The organism is Tenacibaculum soleae (genome assembly GCF_030549005.1).
GTDB classification, from domain to species: Bacteria; Bacteroidota; Bacteroidia; order Flavobacteriales; family Flavobacteriaceae; genus Polaribacter; species Polaribacter soleae.
In genome coordinates, this window is the sequence record NZ_JAUOSW010000002.1 from 13740 (window position 1) to 36329 (window position 22590).

At 29.7% G+C, this 22590-nt stretch carries 18 protein-coding genes; 10 read left to right on the forward strand and 8 right to left on the reverse strand.

What is annotated here, in order from left to right:
• Positions 1–43: 43 nt before the first annotated feature.
• From Q4586_RS02410 to rfbB, 8 genes are all read left to right on the forward strand, one after another.
• A complete protein-coding gene (locus Q4586_RS02410) occupies positions 44–1012 on the forward strand; it encodes a glycosyltransferase family 2 protein (protein ID WP_068704736.1) in 969 nt (322 codons plus the stop codon).
• Between the two features lies 1 nt (position 1013).
• A complete protein-coding gene (locus Q4586_RS02415; RefSeq protein WP_303526011.1) occupies positions 1014–2264 on the forward strand; it encodes a TolB family protein in 1251 nt (416 codons plus the stop codon).
• A gap of 3 nt (positions 2265–2267) precedes the next feature.
• Positions 2268–3074, forward strand: coding sequence for a glycosyltransferase (locus Q4586_RS02420; RefSeq protein WP_068704731.1), 807 nt, complete (start codon positions 2268–2270; stop codon positions 3072–3074).
• Positions 3075–3265: 191 nt separating this feature from the next.
• Positions 3266–4240 (forward strand): sugar transferase, encoded by a 975-nt coding sequence (locus Q4586_RS02425; RefSeq protein WP_245662339.1) that lies wholly within the window; start codon positions 3266–3268, stop codon positions 4238–4240.
• A gap of 36 nt (positions 4241–4276) precedes the next feature.
• On the forward strand, positions 4277–5284 hold the full coding sequence (galE, locus tag Q4586_RS02430; RefSeq protein ID WP_068704729.1) for a UDP-glucose 4-epimerase GalE: 1008 nt from the start codon (positions 4277–4279) through the stop codon (positions 5282–5284).
• A gap of 23 nt (positions 5285–5307) precedes the next feature.
• Complete coding sequence (rfbA, locus tag Q4586_RS02435) at positions 5308–6183, forward strand: glucose-1-phosphate thymidylyltransferase RfbA (RefSeq protein WP_303526016.1); 876 nt, start codon at positions 5308–5310, stop codon at positions 6181–6183.
• A gap of 262 nt (positions 6184–6445) precedes the next feature.
• Positions 6446–7000 carry a dTDP-4-dehydrorhamnose 3,5-epimerase gene (gene rfbC, locus Q4586_RS02440; RefSeq protein WP_303526018.1) on the forward strand — a complete coding sequence of 185 codons (555 nt, stop codon included), beginning with the start codon at positions 6446–6448 and terminating at the stop codon, positions 6998–7000.
• A gap of 201 nt (positions 7001–7201) precedes the next feature.
• Entirely contained in the window at positions 7202–8218 is a 1017-nt protein-coding gene (gene rfbB / locus Q4586_RS02445) for a dTDP-glucose 4,6-dehydratase (protein ID WP_303526021.1), read from the forward strand.
• A 38-nt stretch (positions 8219–8256) separates the two neighbouring features.
• Here rfbB and Q4586_RS02450 read toward each other — a convergent pair whose 3' ends face one another.
• The 5 genes from Q4586_RS02450 to porV form a co-directional block, all read right to left on the reverse strand.
• The gene (locus Q4586_RS02450) at positions 8257–10101 is read right to left on the reverse strand and encodes a LysM peptidoglycan-binding domain-containing protein (RefSeq protein ID WP_303526024.1); all 1845 of its coding nucleotides are present in this window, start codon (positions 10099–10101) and stop codon (positions 8257–8259) included.
• 18 nt (positions 10102–10119) lie between these two features.
• Positions 10120–11655 carry a glutamine-hydrolyzing GMP synthase gene (gene guaA / locus Q4586_RS02455; protein ID WP_068704723.1) on the reverse strand — a complete coding sequence of 512 codons (1536 nt, stop codon included), beginning with the start codon at positions 11653–11655 and terminating at the stop codon, positions 10120–10122.
• Positions 11656–11718: 63 nt separating this feature from the next.
• Positions 11719–12783, reverse strand: coding sequence for a 3-oxoacyl-ACP synthase III family protein (locus tag Q4586_RS02460; protein WP_303526028.1), 1065 nt, complete (start codon positions 12781–12783; stop codon positions 11719–11721).
• Between the two features lie 158 nt (positions 12784–12941).
• On the reverse strand, positions 12942–13424 hold the full coding sequence (locus Q4586_RS02465; RefSeq protein WP_303526030.1) for a cytidine deaminase: 483 nt from the start codon (positions 13422–13424) through the stop codon (positions 12942–12944).
• An 86-nt stretch (positions 13425–13510) separates the two neighbouring features.
• Positions 13511–14587: a type IX secretion system outer membrane channel protein PorV gene (porV, locus tag Q4586_RS02470; RefSeq protein ID WP_068704718.1), complete on the reverse strand. Its 1077-nt coding sequence runs from the start codon at positions 14585–14587 to the stop codon at positions 13511–13513.
• Positions 14588–14932: 345 nt separating this feature from the next.
• Between porV and gldJ the strand changes: the two genes are divergently transcribed.
• Complete coding sequence (gene gldJ, locus Q4586_RS02475; RefSeq protein ID WP_068704716.1) at positions 14933–16642, forward strand: gliding motility lipoprotein GldJ; 1710 nt, start codon at positions 14933–14935, stop codon at positions 16640–16642.
• A 64-nt stretch (positions 16643–16706) separates the two neighbouring features.
• Positions 16707–17960, forward strand: coding sequence for a UDP-N-acetylmuramoyl-tripeptide--D-alanyl-D-alanine ligase (locus tag Q4586_RS02480; protein ID WP_068704714.1), 1254 nt, complete (start codon positions 16707–16709; stop codon positions 17958–17960).
• Here the strand turns inward: Q4586_RS02480 and Q4586_RS02485 are convergent.
• The 3 genes from Q4586_RS02485 to Q4586_RS02495 are packed head-to-tail and all read right to left on the reverse strand — an operon-like array spanning position 17957 to position 22532.
• Positions 17957–18811, reverse strand: a complete 855-nt coding sequence (locus Q4586_RS02485; RefSeq protein WP_068704712.1) for an N-acetylglucosamine kinase — start codon at positions 18809–18811, stop codon at positions 17957–17959. The two genes, Q4586_RS02480 and Q4586_RS02485, sit on opposite strands and share 4 nt — an antisense overlap.
• The gene (locus Q4586_RS02490) at positions 18811–19326 is read right to left on the reverse strand and encodes a hypothetical protein (RefSeq protein WP_068704710.1); all 516 of its coding nucleotides are present in this window, start codon (positions 19324–19326) and stop codon (positions 18811–18813) included. The genes Q4586_RS02485 and Q4586_RS02490 overlap by 1 nt, the downstream gene beginning before the upstream one ends.
• A 59-nt stretch (positions 19327–19385) precedes the next feature.
• Entirely contained in the window at positions 19386–22532 is a 3147-nt protein-coding gene (locus tag Q4586_RS02495) for a cytochrome c biogenesis protein CcsA (RefSeq protein WP_068704708.1), read from the reverse strand.
• Positions 22533–22590 lie beyond the last annotated feature (58 nt).

A 22590-nucleotide genomic window follows, 5' to 3' on the forward strand; every position in this document is an offset into this window, starting at 1 on the left:
TTAAAATCAATATAGATATAGTTAGTAAAAAAAATAAAATTTAATGAAGTACACAATTGTAATACCTGCTTATAATGTAGAGGATTATATAAACAATACTATTGATTCTGTTTTATCTCAAACATATAAAGATATTGAAATCATTATAATAAATGATGGCTCAACAGATAATACCATTAGCGTAATATCTAATTATGAAAATCATAATCAGATAAAAATTATTAATCAAAAAAATAAGGGAGTTTCGGCAGCAAGGAATGTAGGAATTAAAGAAGCTACGGGAGATTATATTTTTTTCTTAGATGCAGATGATACAATTGAACCAAATTTATTTGAAGACGTTAATGTTTTTATTAAAAAAAATATTGATAAAGTTGAGATCGTATCTTTTGGTTATAATATTATTAAAAATAAGGTTATAAAGGATGAAATGTCTCGCTATGAGTTTAATGAACGGGTATTTGAAAGCCATTTTTTTTTAAATAGCTATTTAAAAAAGGAAATTTATCAATGTATGTGTTCATTCGTAGTTAAAAGAGAGTTAGTTATTGATGAGAAAATATTTTTTGATGAAAGCACATTTAATGGAGAGGATCAAGAATTTCAAATAAAATGTATGTTGAAGGCAAAAGAAGTTTTATACCTTTCTTTTCCTTACTTTAATTATATCGTTCGAGACAATTCTGCAGTTAATTCTGGTTTTTCAGAAAAATACATAACTTTACTAAATGCATTTATTAGGTTAGATAATTATGTTAATAATAATAAAAGGCTAGAAAATGAAGTGAAAGAAAATTTAATTAGATATAGTAATTTAATATATTTTTATACTTTAAGGAAGGCTGTAAAATCTAAAGACAAAAAATTAATAAGTGAAGTGGTCTTGAAAAAAGCTTATTTTAACAGTAATTATAAATTTAAATTAGATAAATTAGGTGTTAAGTTGTTGTTTTGTAGTGGGTTAAATAAAGTTAGTGCTAAATTATTAACAAAAATACTTAGTTTAACATAGTATGTCAAATAAATATTCAACATTCGAGAGAGAGGTAGCGAAGTTTGTTTCAAGTTTCCCTAAATTAAAAGCATTAATAAAGAAAGTCTATTTATGGTTGAATTATGTCTTGTATAAAAAGGATTACAAAAGCAAAACACCATACAGAATTCAAAAAATCAGTTATGATAATGAAGAGTCATTTTTTGGGTATTATGACAATTCCCCGATTAATGTTGATAATTCTTATATAGTTTTTCATTCTGTAAATTTTTCTACTAAGAGTTTACCAAACAGTAAAAAGGCTATATCAATTGTACTTTATAATGTTAGAAACAAAGAATACAAAGTAATAGATAAAACATATTCATACAATTGGCAGCAAGGCGCTAAATTAATGTGGTTAGATAATAATAGGTTTATATTCAATATATTCGATAATAAATCAAGTACTTATAAGTCAAAAATTTATGATATACTTAATAAAAGCTCGAGAATTGTTGATATGCCGATTTATGATGCTTGTAGTACATTTGGAATTTCATTAAATTTTGAAAGACTCCGTGTAGATGATGGTGATTATGCTTATTCTAATAGAAAGAACACTATTGACTGGCATGATAATTATGATGCTTTGCTTTATGTTGATTTAGTTAGTGGTAAAAGAACAAAAATAATCTCACTGGAAGATGTTATTAATTTTAACTTCAAAAACTCAATGAATAATGCGAAACACACGTTTAATCATGTTATGATATCTCCATTAAATAATAAAATTATGTTTATGCATAGATGGTATTCTCAAGGTAATAAAAGGTTTGAAACTTTGTATGTTTGTGATGTTGATGGAGAAAATTTGAGGATTATAGCCGATGATGGTATGGTAAGTCATTGCTGTTGGAAGAGTAATAATGAAATAATAGCATTTTTAAGAGACGAAAAACGAGGTGATCAATATTATACTATTAATGTAATTGATTCAACTAAAGTTATATTAAATGAAAAGTTGAAAGTTTTTGGAGACGGTCATCCTTCATTTTTAAATGATAAAGTTTTGTTTGATACCTACCCTAATAAATCAAGAATGAAAGGGTTATTCATATTAGATCTAAAAAAGGATAAATTACTTACGATGGGAGATTTTTATGAGTCTCTAAGTTATTATAAACAAACTAGATGTGATTTACATCCCAGGTTTAGTTTAGATGGGAGTAAAGTCTTTTTTGATAGTGTGCATGAAGGAAAACGAGGACTTTATATAATGGATATATAGTATATGGAAAAAATAGCTTTTTTAATTACTGTATATAAAAAAGAGAGATTAGATTTTTTTAAAAGATCTATTAATTCTATCATTAACCAAGATTATGGTTTTCAAAATATTAATATTTATTTGGGAATAGATGGTGAATTGACAGATGAATTAAATAATTACATAACAGAAAATCAAGATTTTTTCTACAAAACTATTCGCAATGATTCAAATAAAGGATTGGCTTATACACTGAATCGATTAATTGAAGTATTAGAAAATGAGCTCTATATCTTTAGAATGGATAGTGATGACGTTTGTGCACTAAATAGGGTAAGTACGCAGGTTGATTTTTTAGAGAATAACAATGCACTTATTGTAGGTAGTAATTTAATTGAAATTGATGAAGAGGGGAAAACAATTAGAGAAAAGAAAATGCCGATAGGACATAAAGAAATTATTAAGTATTCTATTACCAGAAATCCACTTAATCATCCAACGGTAGCTTTTAAAAAAGAGTTTTTTAATAGGGTAGGTAATTATAATGAAACTTTTTTAAAAGCACAAGATTATGAACTGTGGGCTAGAGCTCTAAAGAAACATATTGTTTTAGCGAATATAAACGAACCATTACTCTATTTTAGAGTAGCTAAGGATTATCTTATAAAGCGAAACTCTGTATCTAATTATACAAATGAGTTAAACGTATCAATTTCATTAATGAAACATTTTAAAAAATATAATCAATTACCTAAAATCTTAGCTAAATTTATTTTCAGATTAATGCCAAAGTCAGTTGGAGCGTATATTTATAAAAAAGATAGAAGTTAAATTATTATAAAAAAGGGGATTTAATATAAAGAGGAGTTAATTCTAATTCTAAAAAATGATTTTAGAACTAAATTGTTATATCTTAATTAATCCATTATTAAAATTTACCAAATAGTTTTTACTCAATATATCTTCTTAAAAGAATGTAAAATTATCCTTAATTTAGCAAAAAAAGCTAGAAAAGAAATAAAATGAATTTGATTACCTTAAAGCAAAATGAAATTGTAAGAAGCGTGGTGATGATTAAAAAAGAAAAATGTTTATTTGTAAACTTAAATAAATCATTAGATAAGCTATTGACGAGTGGTAAAATATCTGATAAGTATGAAGTTGTTTTTCATAAAGATTTAAATTTACAAGACAAAGCAATTACTTGCTATATAAAAGAAAGTAACATAAAAGTTGTTGTTTTTGAGAAAACACAATTAAACCAATTATCTAATAAAGAAGTTAATGAATTAGTTAATTTGCGTTTGTTGGGTATTGAAATATATGATTCAGAAAATTTTTATGAATGTGTGAATAAAAGAATTCCAATTATAAAAATTCAAGATAATCAATATTTTTCAGATGAAATATTTAGTCTTAATAGGAAAAGAAGATTTACATTTTTTAAAAGAGGTTTTGATACTTTGTTTTCCTTAACAGTGTTACCACTTGTTTTACCATTAACTATTTTAGGGTGTTTTTTAACAAAAATAAGCTCAAAAGGAAATATGTTTTACTCACAAATACGCATCGGTAGAGAAGGTAAAGAGTTTAAAATATACAAAATACGTACTATGGAAAATAATGAAGGTGGATTTACTGTTAAAAATGATAACCGAATTACTCCGGTTGGTAAATTCTTAAGATTGTCTAAAATAGATGAATTACCTCAGTTTTATAATATTCTTATGGGGCATATGAGTTTAATAGGCCCAAGGCCAGAACAGCCTAAATATGTAGAAGAGTATAGTAAAGAGAATCCTTTTTTCAATTTAAGACATATGATAAGACCAGGGGTGTCTGGCTGGGCGCAAATACATATGCCGAAAGCTACACCCGAAGAAAATTTAAAGAAGTTAGAGTATGACTTATATTATATAAAAAAGTACTCATGGAAATTGGATGTTAAAATACTATTTAAGACTGTTCAGATTGTTTTCACGATGAATAGTAATTAAAATAGTACTTTTGTTTTTAAAAAAGAGCAGAAGACTATGAAAAACATTTTAGTAACTGGTGGTTTGGGTTTTATAGGTTCGCATGTTGTAGTAGACTTGCAAAAATCAGGATACGAAGTTTTAATTATAGATAATTTATCTAATAGTAAAATAGAAGTAGTGGACCAAATCACTGAAATTACAGGTGTTAAACCAGTATTTTTTCAAATAGATTTACGAAATAAAAAAGACGTAGCAAACTTCTTTTTACAAAATACAGTTGATGGTGTAATACATTTTGCCGCATCTAAAGCTGTTGGCGAGAGTGTAACTGATCCTTTAAAGTATTATGAAAATAATATAAATAGCTTAGTATATTTATTGCAAGAAATGAAGGCATCAAAAGTAAATAACTTTATATTCAGTTCGTCATGCACGGTATATGGTCAGGCAGATGAGTTGCCAATTACAGAAAATGCACCGGTAAAAAAAGCAGAATCGCCATATGGTAACACCAAAAAAGTTGGTGAAGAAATAATAGAAGAATGCTCTAAGGCATATGATATTAGAGCTATTGCATTACGTTATTTTAATCCAATAGGCGCACACGAATCTATAAAAATAGGAGAATTACCAATCGGTATCCCTCAAAACCTTATTCCTTTTGTAACACAAACAGCAGCCGGTATTCGAAAAGAATTGGCAGTTTTCGGTGATGACTATCCTACAAAGGACGGAACAGCTGTTAGAGATTATATACATGTGGTAGATTTGGCTAAAGCCCATGTTACTGCATTACAACGTTTGCTTAAAAACAAAAGTAACTTAAAGTACGAAGTATTTAATATTGGTACGGGTAAAGGAACTTCTGTGATGGAGGTTATTAATTCTTTTGAACAAGTAACTAATAAACAAGTAAACTACAAAATTGTTTCACGAAGAGAAGGGGATATCACTGCAGCCTATGCAGATACTACAAAAGCAAACGAAATTTTAGGGTGGACAGCCGAAAAAACGCTTGAAGAAGGATTGCTTTCTGCGTGGAAATGGCAAGAAAAAAAATAATTAGGAAATGTTATAATAGCCCTATGAAAGGAATTATACTAGCAGGCGGTTCAGGAACTCGCTTATATCCGATAACAAAAGGAGTCTCAAAACAACTACTCCCTGTTTATGATAAACCGATGATTTATTATCCATTGTCGGTATTGATGTTGGCGGGTATTAACGAAGTTTTAATTATATCAACACCTGATGATTTACCTAATTTTGAAAAATTATTAGGTAATGGAACCGATTTAGGAATCCAATTAAGTTATGCCGAACAACCCTCTCCAGATGGATTAGCTCAGGCTTTTATTATAGGTGAAGATTTTATAGGTAATGATGATGTTTGTTTAATTTTAGGAGATAATATTTTTTATGGCCACGGATTACCTGAAATGTTACAAACAGCAAAATATAATGTTATAAATGACAAAAAAGCAACTGTTTTTGGTTATTATGTAAAAGAAGCACAACGTTATGGTGTGGTAGATTTTGATGAAAAGGGAAATGCCTTGTCGATAATTGAAAAACCAGAGCATCCGAAGTCGAATTATGCGGTGGTCGGTTTGTATTTTTATCCTAATAATGTAATTAAAGTAGCAAAAAAAGTAAAACCATCTAAAAGAGGTGAGTTAGAAATTACTTCGATAAATCAACATTATTTATTAGAAAATAATTTAAAAGTAGCGTTGATGGGAAGAGGATTTGCTTGGTTAGATACTGGTACACATGATTCTTTACTTGAGGCAAGTCAGTTTATCGAAACCATTGAAAAGCGTCAAGGATTAAAAGTAGCTTGTTTAGAGGAAATAGCCTTATATATGGGGTATATAACCAAAGAACAGGTGAAAAAATTAGCAGCACCTTTAAGTAAAAATGGTTACGGACAATATCTATTGAATTTAGTGAAAGAGTAATAATAGATTCGTTTAAATTCATTACTCAATATTGCAAGTAGCGTCATTCTGAATTTATTTAAGAATCACATACAAGATTGCGTTGTTGCAATGCGAACCTGAAACAAGTTCAGGTTGATATGAGGCTACTTGTTATAAATGATAGGGAATACTTATTCAATTTAGTAAAAGAATTAAACTAAAAAGTCGCAGCATGCTGTATTTAATTCAGCTTCACATCATTTATTATTAGTAAATTTGATTCGTTATTAAAATAATCCGAATGATTTTTACTAGAACTGAAATTCAAGATGTTGTAATTATTGAACCTCGCGTCTTTAAAGATGAAAGAGGTTATTTTTTTGAGTCTTTCAATCAACAAAAATTCAACGAACAGCTAGGTACTATAAATTTTGTACAAGACAACGAGTCGAAATCAGTTTTCGGCACGTTAAGAGGATTTCATTTTCAAAAACCGCCTTTTGCACAAGCAAAATTAGTACGTTGTATTCAAGGTAAGGTTTTAGATATTGCAGTAGATATACGTAAAAATTCACCTACTTATGGTAAACATGTAGCGGTAGAATTATCGGATGAAAATAAAAAACAATTATTTATTCCACGAGGATTTGCACACGCTTTTGTAACCCTGTCTGAAGAAGCCGTTTTTGCCTATAAAGTTGATAATTGGTATGCGCCAGAGTGTGATGCTGGAATTATATACAATGATTCTGACTTAAATATTGATTGGAAAATCAATCCAAAAGAAATTATTTTATCATCAAAAGATGAATTACTACCAACTTTAAAAGAGTTTAAAACACCGTTTATGTATTAAACACATTAGTTATTGTCTGTTTTTAGTTCTGTAATCTTAGTTTAAATAACCTTTCGACATGTTGAATTTATTTCAGCATATCTTCCATACAAGGTTTTACATTATTAGACCGTAAAAACTAGCTTTCCAATCTGTTTTTAAATCAGAAACTCTGTTTATTTATTAGTAACTTTGACAGTACTAAAAAGAATTAAATCTTACATGAAGAATATTTTAATTACAGGTGGCGCAGGTTTTATAGGTTCGCACGTGGTACGATTATTTGTAAACAGTTATCCAAATTATAATATTATTAATTTAGATTTACTTACGTACGCAGGAAATTTAGATAATTTAAAAGATGTTGAAAACCGAGAAAATTACACTTTTATAAAAGGTGATATTTGTGATGAAGTTTTGGTGAAAAATATTTTTGAACAAAACAAAATAACACATGTTATTCATTTGGCAGCAGAATCTCATGTAGATCGCTCAATTTCTGACCCTTTTTCATTTGTAAAAACTAATGTTTTCGGAACATTAAATTTGTTAGAAAATGCTAAAAATAGTTGGGAAGCTAATTTTAAAGACAAACGCTTTTATCATATCTCTACAGATGAGGTGTATGGAACTTTACAAGAAACAGGTTTTTTTACTGAACAAACAGCTTACGATCCGCACTCACCTTATTCGGCATCAAAAGCATCTTCTGATCACTTTGTACGAGCATTTCATGATACCTATGGTTTGCCAATGGTAATTTCTAATTGTTCTAATAATTACGGGCCAAATCAATTTCCTGAAAAATTAATTCCTTTATTTATTAACAATATATGTGAAAATAAAGCATTACCAATTTATGGAGAAGGGAATAATGTTCGAGATTGGTTGTACGTTGAAGACCATGCAAAAGCGATTGATTTATTGTTTCATAAAGGGAATTCAGGCGAAACTTATAATATTGGAGGTAATAATGAATGGAAAAACATCGATTTAATTAAAGTTTTGATAAAAGAAGTTGATGTTTTATTAAATAGAAATAAAGGAGATTCAGAAAAGTTACTAACTTATGTTAAAGATAGAGCAGGTCATGATTATAGATATGCTATTGATTCGAGTAAATTAAAAAACGAATTAGGTTGGGAGCCTTCGTTACAATTTGAAGAAGGTATAAAAAAAACCATACAATGGTATTTAGATAATCAAGAATGGTTAAGCAATATAAAAGATAAAGAATAAATAAAAAACCTCACATTTTAATGTGAGGTTTTTTTATTTTATTTAAGCCGTGTTAAACTTAAGTCTTGGTTGTATTTTATTATAAAAAGACCTCTGTTACTTGTACTACCAAAGTTTTTTTTGTGATAGTCAAATTTATTTTCTAAACGAAAGGAAACGCCTTCTTTAAAAGTATCTGTCAATTCTTTTCCAGAAGCTAATCGAACTAAAACATCATAGGTAATATCAAAACCTTTTATAGCATAGTCAGATGGTGATGTATTGTTTTTTGCAAAATATTTTTTATTAAAATCCTTTACATTACTTGAGGTGTTGTCTTCAAATGAACTTGATACATAAGTAAAATCAACGCTTGCTAGTTTATTGTTATCTATTTTATCATAATCTTTGTTCTTTTCAATAGCAAAAATTTGCACCGTAACGTCATCAGGCACTCCTATCATACTATTTAAAACATCACTAATGGCTACATAATCATTTGAGGTAATGATAACCCAGTTGTGTTTTTTTGTAGTCATTTTTTTTGTAAAAAGCGCTCGTTTTATGTAGCCTTTTTCGGGTTTTAGAACATGAACTTTTGTGATAGAATCATGCTTTTTTAAACCACTAACAATTTTATTTACTCTTTTGTTAGAAGCTTTTTTACCATCACCAACAACAAAAACCTGTTCACCTCTATAATTCTCTTTTAAATATGAAATTAAATAATCAGTGTAATTTTCTTTGTCTGGAGCTGATTTGATAAGTTTTTTAGAAGAAAAATGCTGTTGTTTTCCTGAAAAGTGAGGAAATACAACTGGAACATTAATTTTATCAGCAACTATCTCAGCCTTATCAGAATAAAAAGGACCAATAACAACATCTGTATCACTTAACTTTCCACTATCTATAATAGTAGTAATATTTTCACCCCTATTTCCTGTGTCTAAAACGGTTACATTAACATCAACTCCTTGTTTTTTTATTGAATCAACAGCTATTTCAATACCTGTGTAAAAATCAGTTACCATATTTGCTAATGGAGCCGAGCTATTTTTTTCTTTACTAAAAATATTTATGTAAGAGGTTTTTTTGTATTCCTCAGCTTTAAAAGGAAGTAAAATACTAAGGTTAACGGTAGCATCTTGCTGAATGCTATCTTTGTAAAAAAGAAAATTTTCATCAGGATTTACTTCGTCAATTAATTTTATTTTTAACAACTGGTTAATTGATAATTCATTGTTTATAATTCCAGGGTATTCTGGATTTAAACGAATTAAATCATCTTTAGAAATATTATAAAAACGAGTTAAACTATACACTGTTTCTTTACTTTTAACAGTGTGTGTCAAAAAGTTTTTTAAAACCTCTTTTCTATCAATTGTTATTGTTTTTTCAATCGACTTAACTTTTAATACTTGACCGATACTTAAAATATTACGTTCGATTCCTGGAAATTCAGGATTCCATTTAATTAAATCATCTTTAGTAATCTCATATTGCTTAGTAATTCGATAAACAGTTTCTCCTGCTTTTACAGTATGATTTTCGTATTCATATATTGTTTGTTGAAAAACATCTGAAGCTTTTTCATCTTCAGATGTTTCATTACTATCTTTTAAATTTTCATCTTTAATATCATCAACATCAGTGTCAATAACTTTGGTTGATTTTTCTTTGTTTAATTCCGGGTTTGGAATAACAATTACGGTATTAGCATCTGGCCGTCTGTCAACATCAGGATTTAAACGTAATAAATCCTTTGTTTTCATATTAAGACGATTAGCAATATCGCGCATGGTTTCACCCTCTTGAGTTTTGTAGGATATATATCGTTTTTGCTGACCACAAGAAACGGTAAATGTTAAAATACAAACTAAGAGTAAAAACTGTAACTTTTTCATGTAATTTTTTTTAAAATTCTATTCCCATTCAATTGTAGCAGGTGGTTTAGAGCTTATGTCATATACAACCCTATTAACACCTTTTACATTATTGATTATTTTATTTGATGTTTTTTGTAAAAACTCATAAGGTAAATTTACCCAATCGGCAGTCATACCATCGGTACTTTCTACTGCTCGTAAAGCTACTACTTTTTCGTAAGTTCTTTCATCGCCCATAACACCAACAGAGTTTACAGGTAATAAAATAGCACCAGCTTGCCATACTTTGTTATACAAACCATCTTCTTTTAGTCCGTTGATAAAAACGGCATCTACTTCTTGTAAAATACGTACTTTTTCTTCGGTGATATCACCTAAAATACGAATAGCTAATCCTGGTCCTGGAAAAGGATGACGGCCTAATAAATCTTTATCAATACCCATTGAAGCTCCAACGCGTCTAACTTCATCTTTAAATATCATACGTAAAGGTTCTACGATTTTAAGTTTCATAAAATCAGGTAAACCTCCTACGTTGTGGTGACTTTTAATGGTTGCTGATGGACCTCCGTTTACAGAAACTGATTCGATAACATCAGGATATATTGTTCCTTGTGCTAACCATTTAGCGTCTTTAATCTGATTTGCTTCATCATCAAAAACATCAATAAAAACTTTACCAATAGCTTTACGTTTTGCTTCAGGGTCACTTAAGCCGGCAAGCTCATTTAAAAAACGTGCCGAAGCATCTACGCCTTTTACGTTTAAGCCCATACCTTCGTATTGCTTTAAAACATCAGTATATTCATTTTTACGTAATAATCCGTTGTTAACAAATATACAGTGTAAATTGCTTCCGATAGCTTTGTGTAATAAAACTGCTGCTACAGTTGAATCTACTCCGCCTGACAAACCTAAAACAACTTTATCGTTTCCTACTTTTGCTTGTATATTAGCAACGGTTTCGTCAACAAAAGAATCAGGTGTCCAAGTTTGTGCTACTCCTGCTATAGTAACTAAAAAGTTTTCTAATAATTGTTTACCATCGGTAGAATGATATACTTCTGGGTGAAATTGAATTGCATAGGTGTTTTCTCCTTCAATTTTATAAGCAGCATTTTCTACATCGTGAGTGCTGGCTAATAAAGTTCCGTTTGTAGGTAAGTTTTTAATGGTGTCTGAATGACTCATCCAAACTTGACTACCAATGTTAATTCCTTTAAAGAAATCTTCTCCTTCTTTTACAAAAGATAAATTTGCCCTACCATACTCCCTGGTATTTGAAGGTGCTACCAATCCGCCAGAAAAGTGTGCTAAATATTGAGCACCATAACAGACAGCTAATAAGGGTTTTTTACCTCTAATTTCAGTTAATTCAGGATGTAAAACATCTTCTGAACGAACAGAGTTGGGGCTTCCTGAAAGGATAACTGCCTTAAAGTCGTTTAAGTTTTTTGGTATTTTGTTATATGGATGAATTTCACAGTAAATGTTTAATTCTCTCACACGGCGCGCAATAAGTTGTGTGTATTGCGATCCGAAATCTAAAATAAGTACGTTGTGTTGTTGCATATGCAAAAATAGTACTTAGATTTTAGACTTTAAGTATTTGATTTTAGATTTTTTTGAACTTTTTTAATAACGATATACAATTGCATTAATATTCATTCCTGCGCCTACAGATGCAAGTATAATAACATCTCCATTTTTTACTTCTTGATTATCAATATTCCCTTTTAAAACTAAATCAAGTAGTGTAGGTACAGTTGCTACAGAGCTATTACCTAATGTATGAATACTCATAGGGGTAACACCTTTAGGAACCGTTTTTTTATACAATCTATAAAAACGTTTAATAATTGCGTCGTCCATTTTTTCATTTGCTTGATGAATAAATATTTTTTTAACCTGGTCAATTTCAATTCCGCTTTTATCTAAAGCAGTTTTCATTGCTTGCGGTACATTATTTAAAGCAAATTCATAAATTTTTCGTCCGTGCATTTTTATATACCGAACATCTTTGTTTAAATCTTTATTGTATGAGTTTCCAAAAAACAAAAAATAAGCTTCGTCTTTAGTAAAACTTTGTGTAGCATGGCTAAGTATACCACTATCACTGCCTTCTTTTTGCTCAACAATACAAGCACCAGCACCATCACTGTATATCATTGCATCACGGTCATGTTCATCTACAACTCTTGATAAGGTTTCACCTCCAATAACTAAGCATTTTTTAGCGATGCCTGCTTTTATAAATGCTTGTGCTTGAATAACGCCCTCAATCCATCCAGGGCATCCAAATAAAATATCATAGGCAACACAGTTTGGGTTTTTTATTTGGAGTAAATGTTTTACACGACTCGCTAAACTAGGAAGAATATCGGATTGTATGGCTCCTTTTTTTACATCACCAAAATTATGAGCAAATATTATATAATTTAAATCTTCAGGATTTACATTCGCATTTTCTATTGCTTTCTTAGCAGCAAAATAACCTAGGTCAGATGAGTTGTAGCTGTCTTTAGCATACCTACGTTCTCTAATACCCGTTATTGACTTAAATTTATCAATAATTATAGTGTTCGTACTTTCAATAGCGTCACCATTAGTATTTAAAAAAGAATTTTTTAAAAAACGGTCATTCTCTTTTTTTATTGATGGAATGTATGAACCTGTTCCTGTAATTATTATTGAATTCATTTTAAATTATTAGGGTTTGCGACACAAGTAAAGCATTTTTAATTAAATATATGCTTAAATAAAGGTGCATTTTCTAAGAATTATAATATTCCTAAAAAATAAAGGTTTAATTATTTATTTAAAAAAAAACAGCGTTTTTTTTACTCAAAAATATAGAGTTACAAATACGAACTGTCAAATGAAAACGGAAGTAAAGATAGTAACGAATTTGTTTTTACGATTTTACCAATTTCTCCCATAAAAAAAACTTCTATTGGTTCTTTTTGGTTAATTTCATATTCGGATAAAGTTTGTCTACATGCGCCACATGGTCCAACCGGTTTATCAACGATTGTGTTTTCAGAAGCAGCAGAAATTGCTAATTTTTTAATTCTTACACCTGGAAATTCAGAGCCTATTTTCCAAACTCCCACTCTTTCGGCACACATGCCAGATGGATAGGCAGCGTTTTCTTGATTGTTACCCAAAACAATACTCCCGTTTTCTAATAAAAAAGCAGCACCAACACTAAATTTTGAGTAAGGTGCATAGGCTTTTGCTCTAGCTTCAATAGCTTTATCCATTAATATTTTATCTTCTTCACTTAATTCGGTTACATTATTGTATACCGTAGCAGAAGCTTTAAATTCTATTTTTTCCATAAAGAAATAGTATTGGTCAAAAAAAGCAGTCTAAACAGACTGCTTTTGTATTTGTATATACGAATTTATTAAAAAAAAATTATATTTTAATAATCTTCGTAAATTTCTCCTAAATCAAAAGATAAAGAAAAACGTAAAGTGTTTTCTAAAGGGTTGTTTATTGCGGATGTGTTTATTAGATATGATAAATCTAAATTAAGGGCCTGAGTTGTAAAACCAGCACCTAATGTTAAAAATTGTCTTAACCCTTTCTCTTCACTTTCATGAAAATAACCAGCTCTAAGGGCAAAAGCATTATCATATAAATATTCTGCACCTAAAGCCCAAGTTGTTTCTTTTAGCTCTTCACTAAAACTTCTATCACCTAAAGAAGTAAACATTCCTTCAAACCAGCTTCTTGAAGATGCAGCTCCGCTTGAAGGAACTAATAGTTTTGTGAATTCTAAATTAAGACCAATAATATTATTACTATCTAGTATAAAATCGAAACCTCCACCAATTTTAGCATTTGTAGGAATAAAATTTTCTTCACCAGGAGTATATTCAACTTTAGGTCCTATGTTTGCAATATTAAACCCTAAGCGATAACGTCCATTAAAATTACCGTAATTCTCTTCATCTGACTGATAATAACCAGAAATATCAACTGCAAATGAGTTGACAGCTTTAATACTACTGTCATTAACATCAATATTGGAATTGATATATTTTAAACCAATTCCCATTGAGAATTTTTCACTTAACTTCATCGAGTAGATACCTGTAATAGCAAACTCGTTAGGGTTTTGTGTTCCTGTACTTGTTCCATCAGTATCGGTTAAGTCTACTTGACCTAGAGAAAAATATTTAATGTCTACTCCCCAAGCAGCTTTTTCTTTAAACCTATTTACATAAGAAACATTTCCAACAAATATATCATCGGTTAAATTACGTAACCAAGGTGTGTAATTTAAACCAACACTTATTTTATTTTGATTGAAAACAGTTTTAGCAGGGTTATGAAAAATTGAAAATGCATCAGCAGATGTTGCTACACCTACATCTCCCATACCTCCAGCGCGAGCATCAGATGATACTAGCAAAAAAGGGGTTGCTGTTGTAATTTGTGCTTTGGTTTGAAGGGCAAAACATACAAAAAACAAAAAAAAAGTTAATTTTTTCATGTAAAAATTTGATAGTTAGTTTAGCAAATATAGAGTTTTCTTAAAAAAATGCTAAAGTTATTCGTTTTTTAATCAGTAAACTAAACGATAGAACAGCGTAAATATTATGGTAAAATGATTTTTTTTAGAAAAACTCTAGCAAAAGTTGTTGATATTGTAGAATAAAATAATGTATTTTTAATGGTAAATATTTAATCTTTTTCTTAGATTCGTAATACTAAACTTAAAAAATGAACGTTTTTAATCTTGCAAAGACAAGTTTTTACATGTCATTTTATAAAGAAATTAGTTGTAAGGAGTTATAAATATTGTAAATTGCGCCACCCTTAAAATAGTTAAAAATACATGAAAAGCACATTAAAACTACTTAGTTTGTTAATTGTTACTTCGTTAATTGTTGTCTCTTGCAAGAGCAATAGAAGTGGTAGTTCAAGTAAATCTTCATTAACAGGTTGGAATTTTAATGACCCAAATTATGGAGGTTATATTAAAGGAGAAGATAAAAATGGTAAAGAAGTACCTCCTGGTATGGTACATATCGAAGGAGGAAGTTTTACAATGGGATTAGTACAAGATGACGTAATGTTTGATTGGAACACAACCCCCCAAAAAATGCATGTTCGTTCTTTTTATATGGATGAAGCAGAGGTTACTAATGCTGAATATGGACTGTTTATGCAGTATACCAAAGATATATTTCCACCAGAAGAACCACAATTTAAAAATATCTACCACTCAGTTTTACCAGATACTCTAGTTTGGAGAAAAGGATTAGGTAATACTAATTTATTGTCAGAAAGCTACTTAAGACATCCGTCTTATGCTGAATATCCAGTAGTAGGAGTTAGTTGGTTACAGGCAAATAAATACTGTAAATGGCGAACAAATGCTGTGAATTTAAAAATTTTAATGGATAAAGGTGTAATTAAAAATATTTTTAAAGAAGACTCACTGAGTTTTAGAGGGAAAAATAATTTTGATACAGATACTTATTTGACAAATCCATACGCATTGTTTGATGGAGATTCAACAATTTATAAAAAAGGAATTCCAATACCAAGAAAAAAAGGAGAGCCTAAACCAGAAAAAGACAAGTTTTCAGGAAGACAAGTAACTTCTTCTGATGGTATCTTGGCCCAAAAATTCAGGTTGCCAACTGAGGTTGAATGGGAGTATGCTGCAAAGGCTGTATTTGAAAATCGTGAATATAATAACATACGTGGTAGAAAAAAATATTCATGGGACGGTAAATATACTCGAGATAGAGATAAAAGAAGACGAGGAGATCAATTAGCAAACTTTAAACAAGGTAAAGGAGATTATAGTGGTATTGCAGGTTGGAGTAGTGATGGGTCTGATATTCCTAACGCAGCTAGAAGTTATCCTCCAAATGCTTTTGGTCTATATGATATGTCAGGGAATGTTGCTGAATGGGTAGAAGATGTATATCGTCCAATTATAGATTCAGAAGCCAATGATTTTAATTACTTTAGAGGAAATGTATTTACTAAAAAGTTAATTGATCAGAACGGTAAAGTAGTTATTGTTGGAGATGAAGTAGGAGAGGTAGAGTATGATACTTTAGAAAATGGAAGAATTGTTCCAAAAGATTTACCTGGTAGCGTAAAGTACATTCCTATTACAAAAGAAGATACTTATATGAGAAGAAATTATAATTTGGCAAATAATTCAAGTTTAGGAGATGGAGATCAAGCATCTTCAAAAGACTATGAATTAGATAAAGATCAATTAAGCAGTGCTTCAAGAATGTATAATTCACCTCAAAAACCTGAAGCAGAAAGAGATACTTTAGGGAACCCAATTAATAATTATAAATATGATGATAAAAGAAGAACAACGCTTGTTAGTGATAAATCACGTGTTTATAAAGGTGGCTCTTGGGCAGATAGAGAATATTGGTTAGATCCAGCACAAAGAAGATATTTTCCAGAATATATGGCAACTAACTTTATAGGATTTAGGTGTGCTACAGACAAAATGGGGCCAATGATGCTAAACAAGAGGAAAAGTGCTATGCCAGATACAGCTAAGTAAAATAATTATTACAATCAATATAAAACCTCATTGAAATTCAATGAGGTTTTTTTATTTTTACAGGATGGAGATAGTCGATTTATATAAATTATATATGCAGCATGGTTTAGTTGATACTGATACCAGAAATATTAGAAGAAACACTATTTTCTTTGCTTTAAAGGGAGAAAATTTTAATGGAAATAAATTTGCAGAAGAAGCATTGTTAAAGGGTGCTGCCTATGCTATAATTGATGAGATTGAGTATGTATCATCTAAAAGAACAATACTAGTAGACAATGTGTTGAAAACCTTACAAAAACTAGCTACTTATCATAGAAACATGTTACGGATACCTATTGTCTCTTTAACAGGAAGTAATGGTAAAACAACTACAAAAGAGTTAATAAAAGCAGTTTTGTCTTCACAATATAAAATCACAGCAACTAAAGGTAATTTAAATAATCATATAGGAGTACCTTTAACATTGTTATCAATGACAGATAAAACGGAGATTGGTATTGTTGAAATGGGAGCAAATCACCCTAAAGAAATAGCTTTTTTATCTGAAGTTTCCAACCCTGATTTTGGTTATATTACAAATTTTGGGAGTGCACATTTAGAAGGTTTTGGCTCAATAGAAGGGGTTGTTAAAGCAAAATCTGAATTGTATGATTTTTTAATTATCAACGGGAAAAAAATTTTTGTGAACCCTAAAGACCCAATTCAAATAGAAAAAACAAAAAACGCTAACACTATTTTTTTTAATAAATCAATCGTTTTTGATGAAGTAAACCCTTTTGTTAAATTGTTCTTTAAAAATACAGAAATACAAAGTAATTTAATAGGGGAGTATAATTTTTTCAACCTTGCAGCAGCTATAACAATTGGAGATTATTTTAAAATAAATAAAAAGTATATTAAAGAGTCAATAGAAAATTATATTCCTTCAAACAACAGATCACAGCTTATAAAAACAAAAAAAAATAGGATTATACTTGATGCTTATAATGCAAATCCAACAAGCATGAGGGCGGCCTTAAAAAGTTTTGATAATATTAATTCAAAGAATAAAACAATTATTTTAGGAGATATGTTTGAATTAGGTGATTACAGTAATAAAGAACATCAAAGTATAGTTGATTTAACGATGAATTCAAAACTAAATAATTTGTTTTTTGTAGGAGCAAATTTTAACAAAACAACTACTAATCATTATAAATTTATAAATATTGAAGCGTTAAAAAAATATTTATTAAATAACCCTATAAAAGATAGTCTGATTTTAGTTAAAGGGTCCAGAGGAATGGCTTTAGAGCAAATATTAGATGTTTGCTAAATTTTATTTATTTGATGAAATTTAACAAGGTTGTCAATTGGCCGTTGTATTATGTCAGTAATAAAGAGGTTGTTTTTTTTTGCAACATTGATTAAAATATTCTTGAAATAATAGGCAATTGAACCAACAAAATAAATAGGGGTACCCGTGTTTTTCTTATAAGGAAGTACATAGTATTTTAAATACTTTTTAAATCCTTTTTTAATTAACCTCTTAATGTAATACTCATCCTGATAGTCTAACATAAATTTAGAAAATGTTGCTAAGTACATGTTCGGATTAGGTTTGTTATATAAATTACTTTTAACAACATCAATATCAAGATTAAATTTTTTTTTAAATTGTGTAGCTAATTTTATAGGCATTTTATTGTAATAATAATCTCTAAGTAAACGTTTGCCAAAATAATTTCCGCTAGCCTCATCCATGATACTATAACCTAAGGATGGATTTATTTTTGTTATAGTCGTACCATCATAGTAACAACTATTTGATCCTGTTCCTAAAATACAAATTATAGATGGTTTAGTGATAGCGCAAGAATAGGCAGCAGCTAAAATATCTTCTTTAATTGTTATTTTAGCTTTTTTAAAAACAGATATTAAAACGGTGTTTAACTTTTTGACGGACTGTTCAGAACCACAGCCTGCACCGTAAAAGTAAATTTCTGTAATTTTTAACCTGCTTTGATAAATTTCTGTTATTTCGTAAAGTCTGTTAATTAGTTCAGGCTCTTTAACAACAACAGGGTTTAAACCCTGTGATGTGATTCTAAAAAGTTCCTTTTTACTATCTTTATCAAGTGCTATCCAATCTACTTTAGTTGAGCCTCCGTCAGCAATTAAAATCATTAAATTTTACTCATCTGTTTTTTCATCATTTGCATTTGCTCTTTAAGCATGCCGTGCTTATCTAATTTTTTTGCCTCAGTCATTAAATTAGTAGCTTCACGTTTTCTTCTTTTAGTCATTGCAATTCCTGCCAATTGTAATTTAGCCATTGCTAAGTCATTGTCCATAGATAAACCTAGTTTAACAGCTTTACGCAAAAACTTTTCAGCTTGAGTTATGTTAGTTTGACTTAACATAATTCCTTGTAAGTAATTATAATAACCTTCTTGTTTTTGGATTAATGCAGTTGAAGGATTTTTAATATAATTTAACCATTTTTTAGCACCTTCAAAATTTTGTTTACGTAATTGTAAAAAAGCTAGCAAAATGAATTCGTTTTTAAAGTAAAAAAATACGAAAAGACCTGCTAGTAAAAGAATTGATATTCCATTCATTATATGAGCCTGAGTAAACTCATAAATAGCCCATAAGGTTATAATTGCTGCTAATCCTAATTTTATATTTTTATTGAACATATTTTGTTTTTTTGTAGAAGCATGTAAAAATACATTTTTCTATTAAAATAATTGAATTTTTATTTTTTGTAATATTTTTTATATTTAATCCAAGCGAATATTCCTAGAACAAGCACAAAGATAAGAGAGAAATATACAGATGTTGGAGTAACCACCTTGTCTCCACTTGCGTATGAGTGTAGTCCAGATAAATAAAAGTTTACACCCATGTAAGTCATCATAATAGATGAAATAGCCAAGATGGATGCTAAATTAAACGTATATTTTCCTCGTAAGCCAGGAATCAATCGCATGTGCAATACAAAAGAGTATATCATTATAGATACTAAGGCCCATGTTTCTTTAGGGTCCCAGCCCCAATAACGACCCCAGCTTTCGTTAGCCCACATTCCGCCCAAAAAGTTACCGATGGTAAACATTACTAAACCGACTGTTAAGGCCATTTCATTAATTATAGTCAATTCCTTAATATGTAAATCCATTTTCTTTTTGTTTTTATTGTTAGTAAAAGCCATTAAGAATAAAGCAAATACTCCAAGAATCATTCCTAAAAAGAAAGGGCCATAAGCAGCAACAATAATAGAAACATGTACGTATAACCACCAAGAGTTTAATACTGGTTGAAGGTTTGCAATTTCTGGATCTAACCAGTTTTGATGCGCAAACATTAAAATTATAGAAACTAAAAATGTAGTAGCGGCGATAGTTAGTGAAGATTTTTTTCCAAGTATTAACCCAAATAGCATGGTAGCCAAACCAACAAAAATAATAGACTCATAAGCGTTACTCCAAGGAGCGTTTCCACTAATATACCAACGAGCTGTTAATCCTAGTACATGAAAAATAAATAAGAAAATAACAATACCGATTAATACTTTTACAACAGAGTTAATCCAGCTTTTATTGTTGAATATTTGAAGGAAAACAAAAACAATTAAAAGCAAGCTAACATATCCGTAGTATTTAGAAAGTTTGACAAAAATATTTAATTTATTATAGGCTATTTCTAAATCTACTTTATCTTTTGAAGGGATTACATCAGCGCCAAACTTTCGTTGAAATTTTTTAATTCCGTCTAAAACTTTGTTAGTTTCCGTGTAATCTCCAGATTTTTTTGAAGCTTGAAGTAGCTGTAAGTATACAGGTAGTGATTGACGAACAAACACAGAGTCAGTACCTTTAAAATTGGCTTGCGATGTTTCTGGTTGTGACACCCACTTATTATTTTCGTCATTAGGAATAGGGTAAATACGTAGCATACCGCCACCTAAAGCTTGTGATAATAACCAAACTCTTCTTTCAATTTTAATAGCATCCTGTTCAAATTTATTTTGAATCCTTTTCTTTTCAGCTTCAACAACTAATTTGCTAATTTTAGAAGAGCCATCTTTATTATAAAAATCAATAAAACGAGCATATTCGGTATCTTTATGAACACCTAGAGTTTCTCTAATTTGCGTGTTTCCTTTTTCTAAATACACAAAAGGAACATTTAACCATAGCATTGGAGTTTCAGTAATAGAAAGTAAAATTTGACTAGGGTCAAGACCTTTAAATTTATTACTATGTGCTACTTTTCTAACTAATTCAGAAGCAAAAGTATGTGCTGGTTTCATTCTTCCTCCAGCATCTTGAATAACTAAAGAACTAAATAAAGCAGCATGTTTGTCATCTACTTTGTTGCTAATCAAAATAGAATCTATTTGAGTTTCTGAAAGTTGTTTTGGTTGGTGTGACTCATGCTGTTGCGCAAAAGAACCAAGAGAAAATAAAAATACAATTACAGATAATTTAGCTTTTCTGGCTTTAATCTTTTCTAATGATTTTTTTAAATCATCAAAACGAGTATTTTTAATAAATAAAATACATGTTAAACCAAAAAATAATAAGAAGTAGCCAATATAGGTAATCCAAGTTCCCCAAAAATCATGGTTTACAGATAGATGTGTCTGCTCATGGTCTCCATCAATTTTATAACTAGATTGGAATAATTTATAACCTCTATAATCTAAAATATTATTCATAAAGATCCTAAAATCAAAGGTTTCATCTTTGTCTATAACGGTAATTTCACTAGCGTAAGCTGCAGCACTTTCAGATCCAGGATATTTTTCTAGTTGAAAATCATTTAATTTAACATTAAAAGGTGTGTGTCGCTTTTTAGCACCATACCATGCTCTAAAATTTAAATCGCCAATGCTAAATTCTTCAACATTATCAACATTAAATTGACCACCATAAAGTTCAACTCTTTCAGTTTTATTGTTAGTTGTTACGTCAAAAATAACAGTATCGTATTTTTTATTATCTTTTTTTCCAGACAATGTTTTCATAATTCCTTTTTCAGGAGATTTTGGAATTACAAACTGTAAGCCGTTAATAGTATGAAGTGTTAAGAATTGAAAATGCTGCGCACTATCTTTTACAATTTGACCTCTTTTTTGGTCTGCCATTCTAAGCCAATCTCCGTTATTTTTAGAAATCATTTTTAGATTACCTTCATCGTAATAAAAGTTAACCGAAGCATTTTTCTCAGGAACATCAAAGCTTACTAGTATATTATGAATATTTTGAGTAGTACCTCTTTTTATATAATGTTCATGTCTGCTTCCGCTTGAACTTTCAACTAAAAATAAATATTCAACCCCATTTTCATCTAAAACAAGTTTTTTTTCAGACCACGGAATGTAGTCAATTAGTTTAAAAGAAACCTCATGTTGCTTTCCATCTTTTTTAGGTTGAAAAGTTTCTGTGAAATTGGCAGTATTGCTTCCCCAAGCAGAAAGTAATAATTTGTTATTCGTTTCTTTTTGAAACTCATTATTGTCAATAACAACGTTTAAGTAGTTAATGTCTGAAAAAAAAGTATTGGTAGTTTCTCCTTCATCAATAATCATAATTCCTTCATGGCTTATGTAGCGTGTAACGCCTGCGCCAATTAAAATCAATAAAAATGAAGCGTGAAAAAGTAAAACCCCCCATTTTTCTTTTTTATACAAACGGTACCTAAAAATATTACCAAAAAAATTGATAACAAAGAAAACCATAATTAATTCAAACCACCAAGTGTTGTAAATTAAGGCTTTAGAAGTTTGTGTTCCAAAGTCATTTTCTATAAAAGTTGCTACTCCCATAGCTATAGCGAATATCAAAAATAATACAGCTGTTAAGCGGGTTGAGTAAAGTGTGTCTAAGATTTTTTTCATCTGTAAAACTGCTAAGTGTAAAACTTCGCAAATTTACGGATTAATGTCTTAATAAGTT